The following is a 15,579-nucleotide window of genomic DNA, read 5'->3' as shown; positions in this document are numbered from 1 at the left end:
GGGCCCCGTCAGATCAGGTTGAGGGCGGCGGCGCAGCCCGCTCCCCCGAGCAGCATGAACGCGGGCATCAGCACCTTCAGCTCCACCCAGCTGCCCGCCCGGAACCGCATCGCCTTCGGCGGCCCCAGCGGGTACCAGCGCTTGCGGCCGACCGGTATCGGCCACAGGATCGGGCAGCCGGACACGGTCAGCGCGTCCCCGATGTCGTGCACCAGCGCGCCCAGCACGATCGGCAGCCCCAGCCAGAGGTACTCCTGCCCTGGTTCGGTGAACAGCCAGTCCGAGCCGTTGCCCGGTTTGTCCAGCACGCCCGCCAGGATCCACGCACTCGTCGCCGCCAGCAGCCAGACCAGGACATCGCTGCTGGAGCCCCGCGCCGCCCGCCACAGCAGACCTTCGATGGCGAGCACCATGTGCGCGAACAGGATCGCCAGGACCGCCCAGCGGCCTCCGGTGATCGCGGCGGCCGAGCAGCCGGCGCCGATCAGGACGGCCCACAGCCAGGTGTGCGTCAGGGTGCGGTGCCCGCCGGAGCGACGAGGGTCGCCCTGCTTCCTGGTCGCCTTGTAGACCGTGTACGACAGCTTGTCCACGATCTCGCAGAGCCAGCGGGAGAGCGGGCCGAAGGCCCGGGAGATCGTGGCGGCCTTGTGGTCGAGGTCCGGGGCGAGTGCGGCACCGGCGCAGATCAAGGCACCGGAGAGGAGGACCGGCCAGGGCATCGGGTGTCCGGCCGCCGCGGTGGCGGCTCCGACGCCGAGCCAGGCCGCGGCCCCCGACAGTGAGTGTGCTGGTCCCATCATGGCCGCTTCCCGCCCCATTTCTCGTGTGCCGCTGACCAGTTGACCTGGTGCGCTGACGCCGCGTCGGCGACACAGCGTAGCGGTCGTGATCTTCGCATCCCCAGCCGATTCCGCGCTCGGGCTCGAGGCCAGGCAAGATGGGGGCGTGACCCTCATCGATCAGCTGCCGCCGACCCCCGACCCCGACGCCCTGTACGAAGCCTTCGAGTCGTGGGCGCAGGAGCGCGGTCTCACCCTCTATCCCCACCAGGAGGAGGCGCTGATCGAGGCGGTCTCGGGGGCGAACGTGATCGTCTCGACGCCCACCGGCTCCGGCAAGAGCATGATCGCCGCGGGTGCGCACTTCGCCGCGCTGGCCCGGGACGAGGTCACCTTCTACACGGCACCGATCAAGGCGCTGGTGTCGGAGAAGTTCTTCGAGCTGTGCAAGCTCTTCGGCACCGAGAACGTCGGCATGCTCACCGGCGACGCCTCCGTGAACGCCGACGCGCCCGTCATCTGCTGCACCGCCGAGGTGCTGGCGTCGATCGCGCTGCGCGACGGCAAGGACGCGGACGTCGGCCAGGTCGTCATGGACGAGTTCCACTTCTACGCGGAGGGCGACCGCGGCTGGGCCTGGCAGATCCCGCTGCTGGAGCTGCCACAGGCGCAGTTCATCCTGATGTCGGCCACTCTGGGCGATGTGTCCTTCTTCGAGAAGGACCTCACCCGCCGCACCGGCCGCCCCACCTCGGTGGTCCGTTCGGCGACCCGCCCGGTGCCCCTCTCCTACGAGTACAAGCTGACCCCGCTCACCGAGACGCTCACCGACCTGCTGGAGACCAAGCAGGCACCGGTGTACATCGTGCACTTCACCCAGGCGCAGGCCGTGGAGCGGGCGCAGGCGCTCATGAGCATCAACATGTGCTCGCGCGAGGAGAAGGACCAGATCGCCGAGTTGATCGGCAACTTCCGCTTCACGACCAAGTTCGGCCGTAACCTCTCCCGTTACGTCCGGCACGGCATCGGCGTGCACCACGCCGGCATGCTGCCCAAGTACCGGCGCTTGGTGGAGAAGCTCGCCCAGGCCGGTCTGCTCAAGGTCATCTGCGGCACGGACACGCTCGGCGTGGGCGTCAACGTGCCGATCCGCACGGTGCTCTTCACCGCGCTGACCAAGTACGACGGCAGCCGGGTGCGCACGCTGCGGGCCCGTGAGTTCCACCAGATCGCGGGCCGGGCCGGCCGGGCCGGCTTCGACACGGCGGGGCTCGTGGTCGCGCAGGCGCCGGAGCACGTCATCGAGAACGAGAAGGCGCTGGCGAAGGCGGGCGACGACCCGAAGAAGCGGCGCAAGGTGGTCCGCAAGAAGGCGCCGGAGGGCTTCGTCGGCTGGACGGAGAACACCTTCCAGAAGCTGATCGAGTCGGAGCCGGAGCCGCTGACCTCGCGATTCCGGGTGACGCACACGATGTTGCTCTCGATCATCGCCCGGCCGGGCAACGCGTTCGAGGCGATGCGCCATCTGCTGGAGGACAACCACGAGCCGCGCCGGCAGCAGCTGCGGCACGTCCGCCGGGCGATCGCGATCTACCGCTCGCTGCTGGACGGCGGAATCGTGGAGAAGCTGGACAAGCCGGATGCCGAGGGCCGCATCGTGCGGCTTACCGTCGACCTCCAGCAGGACTTCGCGCTGAACCAGCCGCTGTCCACGTTCGCCCTGGCCGCGTTCGAACTCCTCGACCCCGAGTCGCCGTCCTACGCGCTGGACATGGTCTCCGTCGTCGAATCCACCCTGGACGATCCCCGGCAGATCCTCGTCGCCCAGCAGAACAAGGCGCGCGGTGAGGCCGTGGCGGCGATGAAGGCCGACGGCGTCGAGTACGAGGAGCGCATGGAGCGCCTCCAGGACGTCACGTACCCGAAGCCGCTGGAGGAGCTGCTCTTCCACGCGTACAACACCTACCGCAAGAGCCACCCGTGGGTCGGCGACCACCCGCTGTCGCCCAAGTCGGTGGTCCGGGACATGTACGAGCGGGCTCTGTCCTTCACCGAGCTGGTGTCCCTCTACGAGCTGGCCCGCACCGAGGGCATCGTGCTGCGCTACCTCGCCAGCGCCTACAAGACCCTGGACCACACCATTCCGGACGACCTGAAGTCCGAGGATCTTCAGGATCTGATCGAGTGGCTGGGCGAGATGGTGCGCCAGGTGGACTCCAGCCTGCTGGACGAGTGGGAGCAGCTCGCCAACCCGGAGGAGATGACCGCCGAGGAGGCCCAGGAAAAGGCGGACGAGGTCAAGCCGGTCACCACCAACGCCCGCGCCTTCCGCGTCCTGGTCCGCAACGCCATGTTCCGCCGCGTGGAGCTGGCCGCCCTGGACCAGGTCGAGGAACTGGGAGAGCTGGACGCCGAGTCCGGATGGGACGCCGAGGCGTGGGGCGAGGCGATGGACAAGTACTGGGACGAGTACGACGACCTCGGCACCGGGCCCGACGCCCGGGGGCCCAAGCTGCTCGTCATCAAGGAGGAGCCGGAGAACGGCCTCTGGCGGGTCCGCCAGATCTTCGACGACCCGAACGGCGACCACGACTGGGGCATCAGCGCCGAGATCGACCTCGCGGCTTCCGACGCCGAGGGGCGTGCGGTCGTCCGCGTCACCGATGTCGGCCAGCTGTGAGCCGTCCCCGGCCCGTGGCAAGCCAAGGAGAATCCCACCGATGACGAATCCGGCCGAGAGACTGGTCGACCTCCTCGACCTGGAGCAGATAGAGGTCAACATCTTCCGTGGCCGCAGCCCGCAGGAGTCCCTGCAACGGGTCTTCGGCGGCCAGGTGGCCGGCCAGGCGCTGGTCGCCGCCGGCCGCACCACGGACGGCGAGCGCCCGGTGCACTCGCTGCACGCGTACTTCCTGCGCCCGGGCCGGCCGGGCGTGCCGATCGTGTACCAGGTGGAGCGGGTCCGCGACGGACGCTCCTTCACGACGCGCCGCGTCACGGCCGTGCAGCAGGGCCGCACGATCTTCAATCTGACCGCCTCCTTTCACAAGCCTGAGCAAGGACCGTTCGAGCACCAGCTGCCGCCGGCCCGCGAGGTGCCGGATCCCGAGTCGCTGCCGACGGTGTCCGAGGAGATCCGTAAGCACCTGGGGGCCTTGCCGGAGCAGTTGGAGCGGATGGCGCGCCGCCAGCCGTTCGACATCCGGTACGTCGACCGGCTGCGCTGGAACTCCGAGGAGATCGAGGGCGCCGAGCCGCGCAGCGCCGTGTGGATGCGCGCGGTCGGCCCGCTCGGTGACGACCCGCTGGTCCACACGTGCGCGCTGACCTACGCGAGCGACATGACCCTGCTGGACGCGGTGCGGCTCCCGGTGGAGCCCCTGTGGGGGCCGCGGAACTTCGACATGGCCTCGCTGGACCACGCCATGTGGTTCCACCGGCCGTTCCGCGCGGACGAGTGGTTCCTGTACGACCAGGAGTCACCGATCGCCACCGGCGGTCGCGGGCTGGCCCGCGGGCGCATCTACGACCTGGAGGGACGGCTGCTCGTCTCGGTCGTGCAGGAGGGCCTGTTCAGGGCCCTTTAACAGCTGGCGACGACAGCCGGGACCGGCTGTTCAGACCCGCGCGGGCGGTGCCGACCGTGTGCTTCTCCGCCGTAGCCAGGCCCGCAGACCGCGCGACGAGGGCGGCGGAAGGGGCTGCGCCGGCTCGTGGTCGCGAGGGGGCGGCGGCACCGTCGGCCGCGCGGCCGGCACTCGTGGAACGACGTACGGCTGGCGGGGCCGCACCCGCGGCTCGGGGTGCCGCACGGCCGACTCCGTGGGTGATGTCGCCGCCTCCATGAGCTGTGCCGCCACCGACCCGGGAAGCCGCGTCCGCATCTGCGGGACGCGGGGTCCCGGGTCCGCGGGGCGCCCCGTCGGCCGAGGATCCCACACCACCGACTCCGGGAACGGTGCCGCCGTCTCCCGGGACGGTGGGGCCTCACGCGTCGAATCCGGGGACTGTGCCGCGTACTTCGAAGGTGGCACCGCCAACTCTGCGGATGGAGTGGCTGAGTTCGAAGATGGCACTGCCAACTCCGGAAATGCCGTCGCCGACTCCATAGAAGGCACCGCCGATTCCGTCGGCCGCGCGGCCATCTCCCACGACCTCGTCGTCTCCTCCGTTGGCCGGGTGACCGTCCGTGCGATCGGCGGGATGGGCCGTGCCACCGCCCGCATCGCCGGCGGTACCCGGTGGACGGCCTGGCGCGGGGCCGGCGAGATGGCGCGGGCCTCCTCGACCGAGCGCGCCAACTCGCTGCGCAGCCAGTCGACCTCGTCCGCGTCCTGCGCCGTCATGATCCGCTCGGTAAGACGAGCGGAAGGAGAACCCGGCACACCGGGCACAGGCGACACGGGCCGGAACCGGTCGAGGTGGGCACGCTCGCAGGCATGTGTGACGACGTCCGCGACCTCGACGGGCGCGAGGAACGCGGCCACGGCTCCGGCGCGGGCCCACGGGTCCTCGGCCTGCCGCAGCAGGAATCCGACCTTGCGTGCGCGCCAGTTGCGTGCCCGCAGATCCACCCCCGCCGCCAGCTGGGCCCGGAGGGTTTCGGGCGTACGCCCCTTGAGCAGGTGCGCGTGCTCCGGGCTCACCGCGAACTGGCGCAGTTCTTCCGCGAGATAGAGCCAGACCACGGCGCGGTAACGGTTGAGGTAGAACTTCACGGGCACGAGCAGGCCCAGGCGGGCGAGCCGGGTGAACCGTCCGGCCGGGATTGCCATGAGGGCGGCGCCCTCCGCCGTACCCACGACCCGCACCCGCTCGCGAAGGGACTCGGGGAAGCCGTCCTGCGCCCGCAGGCGCTCGATCTCCGCGTGCTCCACACGCCGGCCTCCTCCGCCGCCCTCGTCGGGCACGGTGCGGACACGGCCGAGTTGGACAGCGAGGTCGAACTCGACCCGCTTGAGCCCCAGTTCGCGAGCGGCACGGCCCGGTGTGCAGGTACCGGGGCGGGTGGGGCCGAAGGTGCTTACCGACATGGTCGTACTCCCCCGTGGAGTCGGTGGCTCACGCCCTGCGCGTTCGCCGTGCACTCACCGTAGCCGCTTGGGCGCGAGGCGTGGCGAGCCTGTGGATAACTCCATGCGGCGGGGAAAGCAGCAGGTCAGAGGTCTGTGGTGGGAGACCTCTCGGGTGCCCTGGCGTCGACGCCGAGGTGTTCGCCGACCCGGTTGACGAGCAAGGTCATCTCGTAGGCGATCTGGCCGATGTCGACCTGGGCCCCACTGAGCACGCACAGACAACTTCCGGCGCCGGCCGCGGTCACGAACAGCACGGCGTCGTCGTACTCGATCATCGTCTGGCGCACCCTGCCCGCGCCGAAGTGGCGTCCCGAGCCCTTGGCCAGACTGTGCAGCCCGGAGGCCACGGCCGCGAGGTGTTCCGCGTCCTCGCGGCGTAAGCCCGTGCTCGCCGCGGTGACCAGTCCGTCGTTCGACAGGATGACCGCGTGACGTACGTGGTCCACCCGCTCGGTCAGATCGTCCAGGAGCCAGCCGAGACCCTGCTTCTGCGCCATGTCCGTCTCCCCGTGTGATGTCTCCCCCTGGCTGGAGGAACTCCCCGCCAGCCTTCCCCACGACCGGCGCGCGGGCAAGGAGGATGGGCCCATGGCAGAGAAGATGACCGATGAGGAATGGCGGGCGTTCGTCCTCGACGGCACTCGCACCGGCAAGCTCTCCACTGTCCGCGCCGACGGAAGCCCGCACGTGGCTCCGATCTGGTTCCTGCTGGACGGGGACGAGTTGGTGTTCAACACCGGCAAGAACACGGCGAAGGGGCGCAATCTGGCGCGTGACGGCAGGGTGGCCCTGTGCGTGGACGACGACCGCCCGCCGTTCCACTTCGTGGTGCTCAACGGCCGCGCCCGGTTGTCGGAGGATCTGGCCGAGGTGCGTCTGTGGGCGACCCGGATCGCCGCCCGGTACATGGGCGAGGACCGCGCCGAGGAGTACGGCGCCCGCAACGGCGTACCGGGGGAACTGCTCGTCCGCGTGACCATCGACAAGGTACTGGCCATGCGGGACGTCGCGGGTTGAGCGGCGGGCTCAGCCGACCGAGTCCAGGAGCCGGGCGGTGTGCATCCGCCCGGCGTACTCGACGAGCCTGATCAGCACCTCCTTGCCGGAGTCGCGGTCGCGCGCGTCGCACAGCACCACGGGGGTGCCGCGGTCGAGATCGAGTGCCCGGCAGACGTCGGGGGCGCCGTAGGAGCGGGCTCCCGTGAAGCGGTTGACGGCCACCACGAACGGGATGCGCCGGTGCTCGAAATAGTCGACGGCGGGGAAGCAGTCCTCCAGTCGCCGGGTGTCGGCGAGGACCACCGCGCCGAGTGCGCCCTGGGCGAGTTCGTCCCACAGGAACCAGAACCGGTCCTGTCCCGGTGTGCCGAAGAGGTAGAGCGAGAGACCGGAGCGGATGGTGATGCGGCCGAAGTCCATGGCCACGGTGGTGGTGACCTTGTGGTCCACGCCGTCGGTGTCGTCCACCAGTTGGCCCGCTTCGCTGAGCAGTTCCTCGGTGCGCAGCGGCCGGATCTCGCTGACGGCCCCCACCAGGGTCGTCTTGCCGACGCCGAAGCCACCGGCGACCAGTATCTTCAGTGCCAGGGCGGAGGTGTCGCCGACGGTGTCGGTGTGCTCGGAGACCATGATCACTTCTCTCGGGAGGGCCGGCCGCGGCCGGCGTCCGCGTGGTCCGGGGGTGAAGGCAGCATCATGACAACGGGGACGCGGGTCGGGGCGAGGGGACCGAAGTACACCTGATATGAGCGGCTCGCGCCCGATCGTTGACGCAAAGCGCTCGGATCGGACGGACCGGGACGCGGCCGGGCGTACGGGTGCCGGCACGGCGCGGCCGGCAGCGGCCTCCGGACGTTCGTCTGCGGTGCTCGTGGTCCCTCGGTCACAGCGCTCGCAATCCCTCGATGACCTCGCGCAGGATTCGCTCGTCGGGCAGGTGCGCGGGCGGCACGGGGCGGCTGACGGTCACGCAGCCGAATTCCAGGAGGTCCCCGAGCAGCACCCTGACCACGCCGACCGGGAGGTCCGCGTCCGCGGCGAGTTCGGCGACGGACTGGGTCTCCGGGCGGCACAGGTCGATCAGGGTCCGGTGCTCGGGGCCGAGCGCGGTGTCGTCGTCGAGCGCCGGTGCCGCGGGATCGAGGGTGACGAGTGCGATCAGGTCGAAGCGCACTCCGGTCGGCCCGGGCTGGGTGCGGCCACCGGTCATGGCGTACGGGCGGACCAGGGGTCCGGCCTCGCCGTCGTACCACTGGCTGCCCGGCTCCCGGGACTCGCCGGTCGGGTTCTCGGTCATCGGTGCCGCCCTCCCGGCTCAACCCGCGGCGGGCGGTTGCGCCCCGAGGCGCGGCGCCGTGCGGAGGTGCTCGCCGACCTGTTTGACCAAGCGGGCCATCTCGTAGGCGACCAGCCCGATGTCGGCCGTGACCGCGGTGAGCAGGGCGAGGCAGGAACCGTCGCCGGCCGCGGCCACGAAGAGGAACGCGTCGTCCATCTCCACCATGGTCTGGCGCACTCCGCCCGCTCCGAAGTGCCGCCCCGCACCCTTGGCGAGGCTGTTGAACCCGGAGGCCACGGCGGCGAGGTGCTCGGCGTCCTCCCGCGCGAGGCCGGTGGAGGCGCCGACCGCCAGGCCGTCGTTGGAGAGCACGACGGCGTGCCGTACCTCGCGCACGCGTGTCACCAGGTCGTCGAGCAGCCAGTCCAGTTCGCCGGACCGCCGGCCGGCCCTCGGTGTCGGGTCCTGGATCATGCCGGGTCTCCTTCGCTTCTGTGACTGCCCGTTTGCGGTTCCGGTGCGGCGCCACGGCCGGGCTGCCTGCCACCGCCTCGCGTCCAGCCGTCGCGGTACGCCGCCATGCGGTCCCGTACGAGTTCGGGGGTGCGCCGGTCGTCTCCGTGCCGGGCGGCCCGCTGGGGTGGCTCCTCGCGGCGCTCGTGGCGCAGTTGCGGGGCGAGGCTAGCCTGGCGCACACGGCGCGGGAGGTCGTCGGAGGGCTCGGCGTCGTCCGGCGAGCGGCGCGATCTCAGGGGGGTGACGCCGGGGGGCGGGGGTTCATGGGCGGCGTCGCGGGAGCGGGCCGCCGCGCCGGTGCCGTCGGGGCCGGGTTCCGGCCGGGTGCCGTGGGTATCCGTCGCCTTCGCGGTGCTCTGGGAACCCGGTGTCCGGGTGGTTCCGTGCGGACCGGGTCCGGTGGCCGCCAGGGCGGGACGGTCCGGCCACTGGGTGCCGGCGGCCTCCTGGGGCGAGGTCGCACCGGGTACGCGCGCGTAGGCGCGTTCCTCGCCGGATCGGGCCGGTGCGCCCTGGTGGGTGGACGGTACCGCCGAGCCGCTGTGCAGCAGGGCCTTGGGCAGCAGGACCACGGCGGTGGTGCCTCCGTAAGGGGAGGTCCGCAGGTGCACCTTGATGTCGTGCCGGGAGGCGAGCCTGCTGACCACGAAGAGTCCCAGGCGGTCGCTGTCGAAGAGGTCCAGCGCCTCTGACTGTTCGATGCGCCGGTTGGCCTCGGCCAGGGTCTCGGCGCCCATGCCGAGCCCGCGGTCCTCGATCTCCAGGACGTAGCCGTTGCCGACCGGTTCGCCGGTGACCCGCACGCGCGTGTGGGGTGGTGAGAACTGGGCCGCGTTCTCGACGACTTCGGCGAGCAGATGGGTGAGGTCGGCGACCGCCGCGCCGGTGACGTACGCCTCGGGGAACTGGCGTACCTCCACGCGCGCGTAGTCCTCGATCTCCGAGACGGCGGCGCGTACGACGTTGGTCAGGGACACCGGCATCCGCCAGGCACGGCCGGGCGCGGCGCCGGACAGGATGATCAGGCTCTCGGCGTGGCGCCGCATCCGGGTCGTGAGGTGGTCCAGGCGGAACAGGTCACCGAGTTCGTCCGGGTCGTCGGAGCGCCGCTCCATGCTGTCCAGGAGGCTGAGCTGGCGGTGGACCAGGACCTGGCTCCTGCGGGCCAGGTTGACGAAGACTCCGGAGATGCCGCTGGCGAGTTCGGCGCGCTCCACGGCGGCGCGCAGCGCGGCGCGGTGCACGGTGGTCAGGGCTTCCGCCACCTGACCGGTCTCGTCCTCGGCCGGCGGTCCGGAGGGCGCCTCGGCCCGGATGTCGATCTCCTCGCCCGCGCGCAGCTTCCGCATCGCTTCCGGGAGTTTGCGGCGGGCGATCTCCAGCGCGTCGTTGCGCAGGCTCACGAGTTCGACCACCAGGGCCCGTCCGATGCGGACGGAGATGACGAGGGAGGCGGCGACGGCGGCGAGTCCCAGGAGTACGGCGGCTCCCGCGGGGCTGAGCAGGCCGCGGGTGACCGGGTCGGCGCGGCCGGCGACGGCCCGGCCGGCGGCTGCCGCGATGGTCCGCATCCCGTCCTGTACGCGCGCGTGGGCGGCGCTCCACGCGGCTTGCGGTGCCTGGCCGGCGACGCGGACGTCCGGTCCCGCGGCGAGCAGGTCGTCCTCGGCGGTGCCGAGGGCGGTGTAGGGGCCGCCTGCGGTCAGATCGTGCCAGGCGGCGCGCTGGGCGCTGGGCAGATCGGTGACGGCGGTCTCGGTGAGGGCACGGCGCGTGGCGACGGCGGCGCTGAAGAGCCGCATTCGCTCTCCCCGCAGGGTTCCGGCGGCCTGCGCGCTGCCCAGCAGGGCGTCCTCCTGGGCCAGGGCTTCGGCGGCGCGGGAGAATTCGAGCAGCACGCGCGCGTCGGAGGCGACGTCGGCCTGCTGGAAGCCGGTGAGGGCTCCGTCGACCGTGAGGGCGGCGCCGATGGTCTTCGTGTAGCGCGTGTACGTGTCGTCCCAGCCCGTCTTGTGGCCCCGTACGGCCGTTCTCAGCGCGGGGAGGTGCTCGGCGCCCTTGACGAAGGCGGCGAGGCGCCCGGAGACGCCGGCGGGCAGCTCCTGGCTGTCGGCGACGGTGCTGTCCCGGCCGAGCCGCAGCCGGTCCACGGCGCGGTCGGTGCGGGCCGCGAGGTCTTGGAGATCACCGCCGTCGCCGGCGCGGGGGTCCGTGGCGTAGCGGACGGCCGCGGTGCGCTCGGCCTGCAACGCGCTGACGGCCGCGGCGAGCGGGCTGCGCAGTTCGGCGTCCACCCGTTGCGACTGGCGCAGCCGGGCGACGTCCTGAGCGGTGCTGACGGTGGCGTACGCCCAGAGGGCGAGCAGGGAGACGACGGGCACCATCAGGAGGCTGACCACCTTGGCGCGGACGGTGCGGGGGCGCAGGTGCCGGCGGTTCCCCCGCGCGCGTGCGGCGGCGGACGGCGGGCCGGGCGGGTGGCGGCCCTCGTCGGCGGGCGGTCCGGCGTGTGCGCGGCGTCCGCGTGGACGGTGCGCCGGGGCGGCGGCGTTCTCGGGTGTACGGGGTGGGCGCATGGCCTCCTCGCTCGGGACGTGGTCGGTGCGCTCGGGCCGGGGTCCCGCTAGCGGGCGACGCTTTCGACGGGCCGCTGCGCGGAGGCGGACGCCTCGCGCTCGTCGGCCGTGGGCGAGAGGGCCACGAAGGCCGAGGTGATGAACAGGTAGGACCCGAGGCCGACGGCGAGGGGGAAGATGAACTGCATCGCCGTGGCCCCGGGCAGGGCGTCGCCGGACGGGTCCACACGCACGCTCACCGCGAACATCCCGGTGTAGTGCATGCTGCTGACGGCCGCTCCCATGACGAGGGAGGCGACGGTGACCGCGAGGGGCGACCTGATGTTGAGTCCGGCCCACAGGGCCACGGTGGCCGCGACCACGGCGATCAGTACCGACAGTCCCACGAGGACCGGGTCGTAGGTGACGTCGCCGTGCAGTCGGACGGCCGCCATGCCCAGGTAGTGCATGCTGGCGACGCCCAGTCCGGTGGTGAGACCGCCGAGGAGCAGCGCGCGGTTGCGGTCGCGGCTGTAGCCGACGGCGAAGACGCCGGCGCAGACGACGACCATGGCGACGAGGAGGCTGAGGATGGTCAGCGGCACGTCGTAGCGGATGTCGCTGCCGCTGACGCGGAAGCCGAGCATGGCCACGAAGTGCATGGTCCAGATGCCCGTGCCGATGGCGGAGGCGGCGGTGACGAGCCAGTTGCGGCGCGCGCGGCCGGTGGTGGCGAGCGCGCGGACGGTGCAGCGCAGTCCGAGTGCGGCGCCTATGCAGGCCATCGCGTACGACAGTACGGGGGTCAGCCAGCCGAAGGCGGCGTGGTCCAGGTGTCCCATGGCCCCGGGACGCTAGCCGGGGCAGGGGCGCACAAAGGGGGCGCATTTCGAAACGTGCCGGAATATGACGCACAGTTGTGCCGGAACGATCGCATCGCGCTCGAACATGCACACAAGGACTTCCCTCGTGACGGTGAGGAATCATGCCGAACATGAACGACGACCACACACATGTCCAGGACTTCTTCACCGCCCGCGCCGCCGACTGGGACAGCCGGTTCCCGGACGACGGCCCGGCCTACGCGGCGGCCGTGGCCGGCCTCGGGCTGCGGGAGGGGGACCGCGTGCTGGACGCGGGCTGCGGCACCGGGCGCGCGCTGCCGCCCCTGCGGGCCGCCGTGGGCCCCTCCGGGGTGGTGCTGGGCGTGGATCTGACCCCGGCCATGCTCCAGGCCGCCGTACGAGCGGGCAGGCACCGCGACGGGCTGCTGGTGCTCGCCGACGTCGCCGCGCTCCCGCTGCGCTCGGGCTGCCTGGACGCCGTGTTCGCCGCGGGTCTGATCGCCCACCTGCCGCGGCCGGTGGACAACCTGCGGGAGCTGGCCCGTGGCGTACGGCCCGGCGGCACGCTCGCCCTCTTCCATCCCATCGGCCGCGCGGCGCTGGCGGCGCGGCAGGGGCGCCGGGTCACCCCCGACGACCTGCGCGCCGAGGCCAATCTCCGGCCGCTGCTCGCGCGCTCGGGCTGGCGGATGACGTCGTACACCGACGAGGACACCCGTTTCCTGGCGCTCGCGGTACGGGAGGGCTGAGGAACGGACCGGGTCAGCCGGTTCCGGTGACGGCTGCCGCGAAGGCGTCGGGGTTGTCGAACATGACGTTGTGCCCGGCTCCCGGCACCGTCACCACGCGCACCCCGGCGGCTTCCAGGCCCTCCCGGCCCGGGAGTTCGCCGCTGTGCTCGCCCTGGAGGAAGACGCGGTCGACCGGCAGCCGCTCCAGGAGCGTCCGCATCACGGGGTCCGAGCCTTTGCGCAGGCCGACGGCACTGCGGTGCAACGCGCGCGGGTCGGCCAGCCGCATGGTCGCCGCCCACAGCGGGCCGACCGTCTCCAGTACGCGCGCGTGCCCCTCTTCGACGAACTCGTCCTCCCCGTAGGCGGCGATCCCGCTGCTGCCGGCGGTCGGCGGCGGAAAGGCGTCCAGGTTGGCCTCCGCCAGGACCAGCCGGGAGACCAGGTCGGGCCGCCGGTGGGCGAGGACGACGGCTACGGCACCGCCCATGCTGTGCGCGATCAGTTCGGCGCCGGCGGCCCCGGCCGCGTCGAGCGCGGCGGCCACCGCGTCGGCGTGGCCCTCCAGCGTGTACCCGAAGTCCTGGGGGCGGTCGCTCGTGCCGTGTCCCGGCAGATCCACGAACAGGCTGCGCCAGCCCGCGAGTTCGGGCCGCGCCGCGATGTGCGCGTGATAGACGGCGGACATCGCTCCCAGTCCGTGCAGGTACACCCGGGCGGGCTCCGCTCCGGGCACCTCGGTCCATCGGATCCGGCTTCCCCTGCTGTCGAACGTGGCCTGCTGCACCGTGCCCCTCCCTGTGGTCCGCGACACCCGAAACTATAACTCGTCCTCGATGTATCGCGTCGAGGTTGTATTGGCGCAGCGATGCATCCCTGCGGGAGAATGCGGCCATGCTCGAACTCGCCATCCTCGGATTCCTGTACGGCACCCCCCTGCACGGATACGTACTGCGCCGCCACATCGCGGCACTCACCGGCCATGTGCGGCCCGTCGCCGAGAGCACGCTGTATCCGGCGATCAAGCGCCTGGAGAAGGCCGGTCTGCTGGTGCGTGCGACCGAGCCCGGCGCCGTCGCCGCGCCACGCCACGTGCTGAGACTGACCGAGGAAGGCGGGCGCGAGCTGAAGCGCCGGCTCGCCGAGCCCGCCCAGCGCGAGATCACGGACGAGAACCACTGGTTCACACTGCTCGCGTTCCTGCGGCACCTGGAGGACCCCGCCGCCCAGGCGGCCGTACTGCGGCGCCGGCTGGCCTTCCTGGAGGAGCCGGCGAGCTTCTTCTACGACGGCGACCGGCCGCTGCGCGCCGAGGAACTGGACGATCCGTTCCGGCGCGGCGTTCTCACCATCGCGCGCGCCACGAGCCGGGCAGAACTGGCCTGGCTGCGGAACACACTGGCCTCACTCGACGGGGCCGGCCGCTGAGCCGTCCTGGCGCCGCACCGGGCAACCACGCAGACCGGGGACCGGACGCGTACCCAGGTCGGCGATGCGGTAGCCGTTCGGGTAGCCCTTGACCTCCCGGTTCTGGCGTGCGAAGTGGGGGCTGCGGCGTGGCGGCAGCAGCCGGACCAGCCGGCCGCGCGTCCGCACGGCGCGGCGCACCAGCGCGGAGGTGGCGGGGCCGGGTCGCGGGTAGCGGAACGCGCGCAGCAGGGGCTCGTCGAGCAGCGCGAGCGCGGCCGTCCGCAGCAGTGGTGCCAGGGGGCGCGGATACCAGGACGCCATCAGGCCGAGGGTGGCGTCGGAGACCCGGCGGGCCTCCTCGTCCCAGCCGAAGTGGGTCTCTTCGTAGGAGTCGAGAAGGGCCTCGAACTCCTCGTAGGTGCGGGGGATGTCCGGGATGCCCATGTGCCGGCCGAGGGTGCGGTAGTACTCGGTGGTGGCGACGACCTCGTGCCGGGACAGCCGCCGCCAGCCGTAGGCGTCGATCCAGCGGCGGGGCGTCACCACGAATGTGCTCAGCACGTACCGCATGTCGTCGTCGCTGATGTCGTAGGCGCGGTGCATCTGGTTGACGCGGCGGATCGCGGCGCGCCCCTGCTCCGCCGCGAAGCCGTGTTCCACGATGGTGTCCAGGAGCAGCACGGTGTCGTCGTACCGCTTCTGCGTGCGCTCGGTCAGCTCCGCCGTCCGCGCGAGCAGCCGCCCGATGCCGGGCACCGCGTAGGTGCGGTACAGAGCCAGTTCGAGAGCGCGGGTGTAATCCCAGGGGAACTCGTAGGCGACGCTGATCCGGTAGATCTCCAGCGCGTCCGCCACCGGGTCCAGCCGGCGGATCTGCGCGAGCCGCTCGAACCGCTTCACCGCGTCGTCCCCCTTCTGCCGCCGAACCCCCAACTCTACGTTGAGGAGCAGCAGATGGGCGATCGTACTGCCCCCGTTGAGGGAAGGGTGGTCCGCGTGTTCGACAGACTCCGCAGGTACGCCGGCCGGCTCGGCAGCTCCGCGCAGGGGCGGCCGGAGGGGGCCCGGGAGAGGCGCGCGCACAACTTGTTCGAAGCGGCGGCTGTCTATGTCGCCGCCCGCGCGGAGGACGATCAGGACCGGATCGAGGAAGCGGCGGCGTGGGTGTCCCCGGAGGCCCTGTCCTTCGGGGTGAGCGAACTGGCCTGCCGGGCGGTCGTCGCGCTGGCCCGGGAACGCGACGAGACACCCGCGGCGGTGGCCCGCGACCTCCTCGGGCTGCCCTCGGCCTGAACGGAACTTCCTTCTCCACATGTGGTCGTTTCGCCCCTGTCCAGGCGGAAACCTGCAGCTCCGTGTGGTGCGCGGAGTCGTGACAAGCGGCTTC

Annotated in this window: 16 protein-coding genes; 6 read left to right on the top strand and 10 right to left on the bottom strand. The window is 71.9% G+C overall.

What is annotated here, in order from left to right; genetic code table 11:
• Positions 1-8: 8 nt before the first annotated feature.
• A complete protein-coding gene (locus tag ACZ5DC_RS35035) occupies positions 9-803 on the bottom strand; it encodes a metal-dependent hydrolase (RefSeq protein ID WP_468659602.1) in 795 nt (264 codons plus the stop codon).
• A 145-nt stretch (positions 804-948) separates the two neighbouring features.
• Between ACZ5DC_RS35035 and ACZ5DC_RS35030 the strand changes: the two genes are divergently transcribed.
• Positions 949-3,462, top strand: a complete 2,514-nt coding sequence (locus ACZ5DC_RS35030; RefSeq protein ID WP_468659600.1) for a DEAD/DEAH box helicase — start codon at positions 949-951, stop codon at positions 3,460-3,462.
• 40 nt (positions 3,463-3,502) lie between these two features.
• A complete protein-coding gene (locus tag ACZ5DC_RS35025) occupies positions 3,503-4,369 on the top strand; it encodes an acyl-CoA thioesterase (RefSeq protein WP_468659598.1) in 867 nt (288 codons plus the stop codon).
• Between the two features lie 30 nt (positions 4,370-4,399).
• Here ACZ5DC_RS35025 and ACZ5DC_RS35020 read toward each other — a convergent pair whose 3' ends face one another.
• Positions 4,400-5,815 carry a DUF6397 family protein gene (locus ACZ5DC_RS35020; protein WP_468659596.1) on the bottom strand — a complete coding sequence of 472 codons (1,416 nt, stop codon included), beginning with the start codon at positions 5,813-5,815 and terminating at the stop codon, positions 4,400-4,402.
• 125 nt (positions 5,816-5,940) lie between these two features.
• A complete protein-coding gene (locus ACZ5DC_RS35015; RefSeq protein ID WP_468659594.1) occupies positions 5,941-6,354 on the bottom strand; it encodes a roadblock/LC7 domain-containing protein in 414 nt (137 codons plus the stop codon).
• A gap of 91 nt (positions 6,355-6,445) precedes the next feature.
• On the opposite strand from ACZ5DC_RS35015, the gene ACZ5DC_RS35010 reads away from it, so the two are divergent.
• Positions 6,446-6,874 carry a PPOX class F420-dependent oxidoreductase gene (locus ACZ5DC_RS35010; RefSeq protein WP_366751622.1) on the top strand — a complete coding sequence of 143 codons (429 nt, stop codon included), beginning with the start codon at positions 6,446-6,448 and terminating at the stop codon, positions 6,872-6,874.
• A gap of 9 nt (positions 6,875-6,883) precedes the next feature.
• Here ACZ5DC_RS35010 and ACZ5DC_RS35005 read toward each other — a convergent pair whose 3' ends face one another.
• From ACZ5DC_RS35005 to ACZ5DC_RS34985, 5 genes are all read right to left on the bottom strand, one after another.
• Positions 6,884-7,486 (bottom strand): GTP-binding protein, encoded by a 603-nt coding sequence (locus tag ACZ5DC_RS35005; protein WP_366751623.1) that lies wholly within the window; start codon positions 7,484-7,486, stop codon positions 6,884-6,886.
• Positions 7,487-7,739: 253 nt separating this feature from the next.
• Positions 7,740-8,153 carry a DUF742 domain-containing protein gene (locus ACZ5DC_RS35000; RefSeq protein ID WP_468659591.1) on the bottom strand — a complete coding sequence of 138 codons (414 nt, stop codon included), beginning with the start codon at positions 8,151-8,153 and terminating at the stop codon, positions 7,740-7,742.
• 18 nt (positions 8,154-8,171) lie between these two features.
• Positions 8,172-8,609, bottom strand: a complete 438-nt coding sequence (locus ACZ5DC_RS34995; RefSeq protein ID WP_468659589.1) for a roadblock/LC7 domain-containing protein — start codon at positions 8,607-8,609, stop codon at positions 8,172-8,174.
• Positions 8,606-11,227, bottom strand: coding sequence for a sensor histidine kinase (locus ACZ5DC_RS34990; RefSeq protein WP_468659587.1), 2,622 nt, complete (start codon positions 11,225-11,227; stop codon positions 8,606-8,608). The genes ACZ5DC_RS34995 and ACZ5DC_RS34990 overlap by 4 nt, the downstream gene beginning before the upstream one ends.
• Before the next feature lie 47 nt (positions 11,228-11,274).
• Positions 11,275-12,048 carry an MHYT domain-containing protein gene (locus ACZ5DC_RS34985; protein ID WP_468659585.1) on the bottom strand — a complete coding sequence of 258 codons (774 nt, stop codon included), beginning with the start codon at positions 12,046-12,048 and terminating at the stop codon, positions 11,275-11,277.
• A 152-nt stretch (positions 12,049-12,200) separates the two neighbouring features.
• On the opposite strand from ACZ5DC_RS34985, the gene ACZ5DC_RS34980 reads away from it, so the two are divergent.
• Entirely contained in the window at positions 12,201-12,800 is a 600-nt protein-coding gene (locus ACZ5DC_RS34980) for a class I SAM-dependent methyltransferase (RefSeq protein WP_468659583.1), read from the top strand.
• A gap of 13 nt (positions 12,801-12,813) precedes the next feature.
• Here ACZ5DC_RS34980 and ACZ5DC_RS34975 read toward each other — a convergent pair whose 3' ends face one another.
• Positions 12,814-13,569: an alpha/beta fold hydrolase gene (locus tag ACZ5DC_RS34975; protein WP_468659581.1), complete on the bottom strand. Its 756-nt coding sequence runs from the start codon at positions 13,567-13,569 to the stop codon at positions 12,814-12,816.
• 107 nt (positions 13,570-13,676) lie between these two features.
• Between ACZ5DC_RS34975 and ACZ5DC_RS34970 the strand changes: the two genes are divergently transcribed.
• Positions 13,677-14,210, top strand: coding sequence for a PadR family transcriptional regulator (locus ACZ5DC_RS34970; RefSeq protein WP_468659579.1), 534 nt, complete (start codon positions 13,677-13,679; stop codon positions 14,208-14,210).
• Here the strand turns inward: ACZ5DC_RS34970 and ACZ5DC_RS34965 are convergent.
• Positions 14,187-15,092 (bottom strand): oxygenase MpaB family protein, encoded by a 906-nt coding sequence (locus ACZ5DC_RS34965; protein WP_468659577.1) that lies wholly within the window; start codon positions 15,090-15,092, stop codon positions 14,187-14,189. The two genes, ACZ5DC_RS34970 and ACZ5DC_RS34965, sit on opposite strands and share 24 nt — an antisense overlap.
• 96 nt (positions 15,093-15,188) lie before the next feature.
• On the opposite strand from ACZ5DC_RS34965, the gene ACZ5DC_RS34960 reads away from it, so the two are divergent.
• The gene (locus tag ACZ5DC_RS34960) at positions 15,189-15,485 is read left to right on the top strand and encodes a hypothetical protein (RefSeq protein WP_468659575.1); all 297 of its coding nucleotides are present in this window, start codon (positions 15,189-15,191) and stop codon (positions 15,483-15,485) included.
• Positions 15,486-15,579: the final 94 nt, after the last annotated feature.

Source organism: Streptomyces sp. NPDC031445 (assembly GCF_055581365.1).
The sequence above is the reverse complement of the archived record's forward strand: the minus strand, read 5'-3'. Positions and strand labels throughout refer to the sequence as shown.

Excerpts from the sequence above, each read along its gene's own strand:
- ACZ5DC_RS35035 (WP_468659602.1), bottom strand. The coding sequence starts at position 803 with ATGATGGGACCAGCACACTCACTGTCGGGGGCCGCGGCCTGGCTCGGC.
- ACZ5DC_RS35005 (WP_366751623.1), bottom strand. The coding sequence starts at position 7,486 with ATGGTCTCCGAGCACACCGACACCGTCGGCGACACCTCCGCCCTGGCA.
- ACZ5DC_RS34995 (WP_468659589.1), bottom strand. The coding sequence starts at position 8,609 with ATGATCCAGGACCCGACACCGAGGGCCGGCCGGCGGTCCGGCGAACTG.
- ACZ5DC_RS35010 (WP_366751622.1), top strand. The coding sequence starts at position 6,446 with ATGGCAGAGAAGATGACCGATGAGGAATGGCGGGCGTTCGTCCTCGAC.
- ACZ5DC_RS34990 (WP_468659587.1), bottom strand. The coding sequence starts at position 11,227 with ATGCGCCCACCCCGTACACCCGAGAACGCCGCCGCCCCGGCGCACCGT.
- ACZ5DC_RS34980 (WP_468659583.1), top strand. The coding sequence starts at position 12,201 with ATGAACGACGACCACACACATGTCCAGGACTTCTTCACCGCCCGCGCC.
- ACZ5DC_RS35015 (WP_468659594.1), bottom strand. The coding sequence starts at position 6,354 with ATGGCGCAGAAGCAGGGTCTCGGCTGGCTCCTGGACGATCTGACCGAG.
- ACZ5DC_RS35025 (WP_468659598.1), top strand. The coding sequence starts at position 3,503 with ATGACGAATCCGGCCGAGAGACTGGTCGACCTCCTCGACCTGGAGCAG.
- ACZ5DC_RS35000 (WP_468659591.1), bottom strand. The coding sequence starts at position 8,153 with ATGACCGAGAACCCGACCGGCGAGTCCCGGGAGCCGGGCAGCCAGTGG.
- ACZ5DC_RS34985 (WP_468659585.1), bottom strand. The coding sequence starts at position 12,048 with ATGGGACACCTGGACCACGCCGCCTTCGGCTGGCTGACCCCCGTACTG.
- ACZ5DC_RS35020 (WP_468659596.1), bottom strand. The coding sequence starts at position 5,815 with ATGTCGGTAAGCACCTTCGGCCCCACCCGCCCCGGTACCTGCACACCG.
- ACZ5DC_RS34970 (WP_468659579.1), top strand. The coding sequence starts at position 13,677 with ATGCTCGAACTCGCCATCCTCGGATTCCTGTACGGCACCCCCCTGCAC.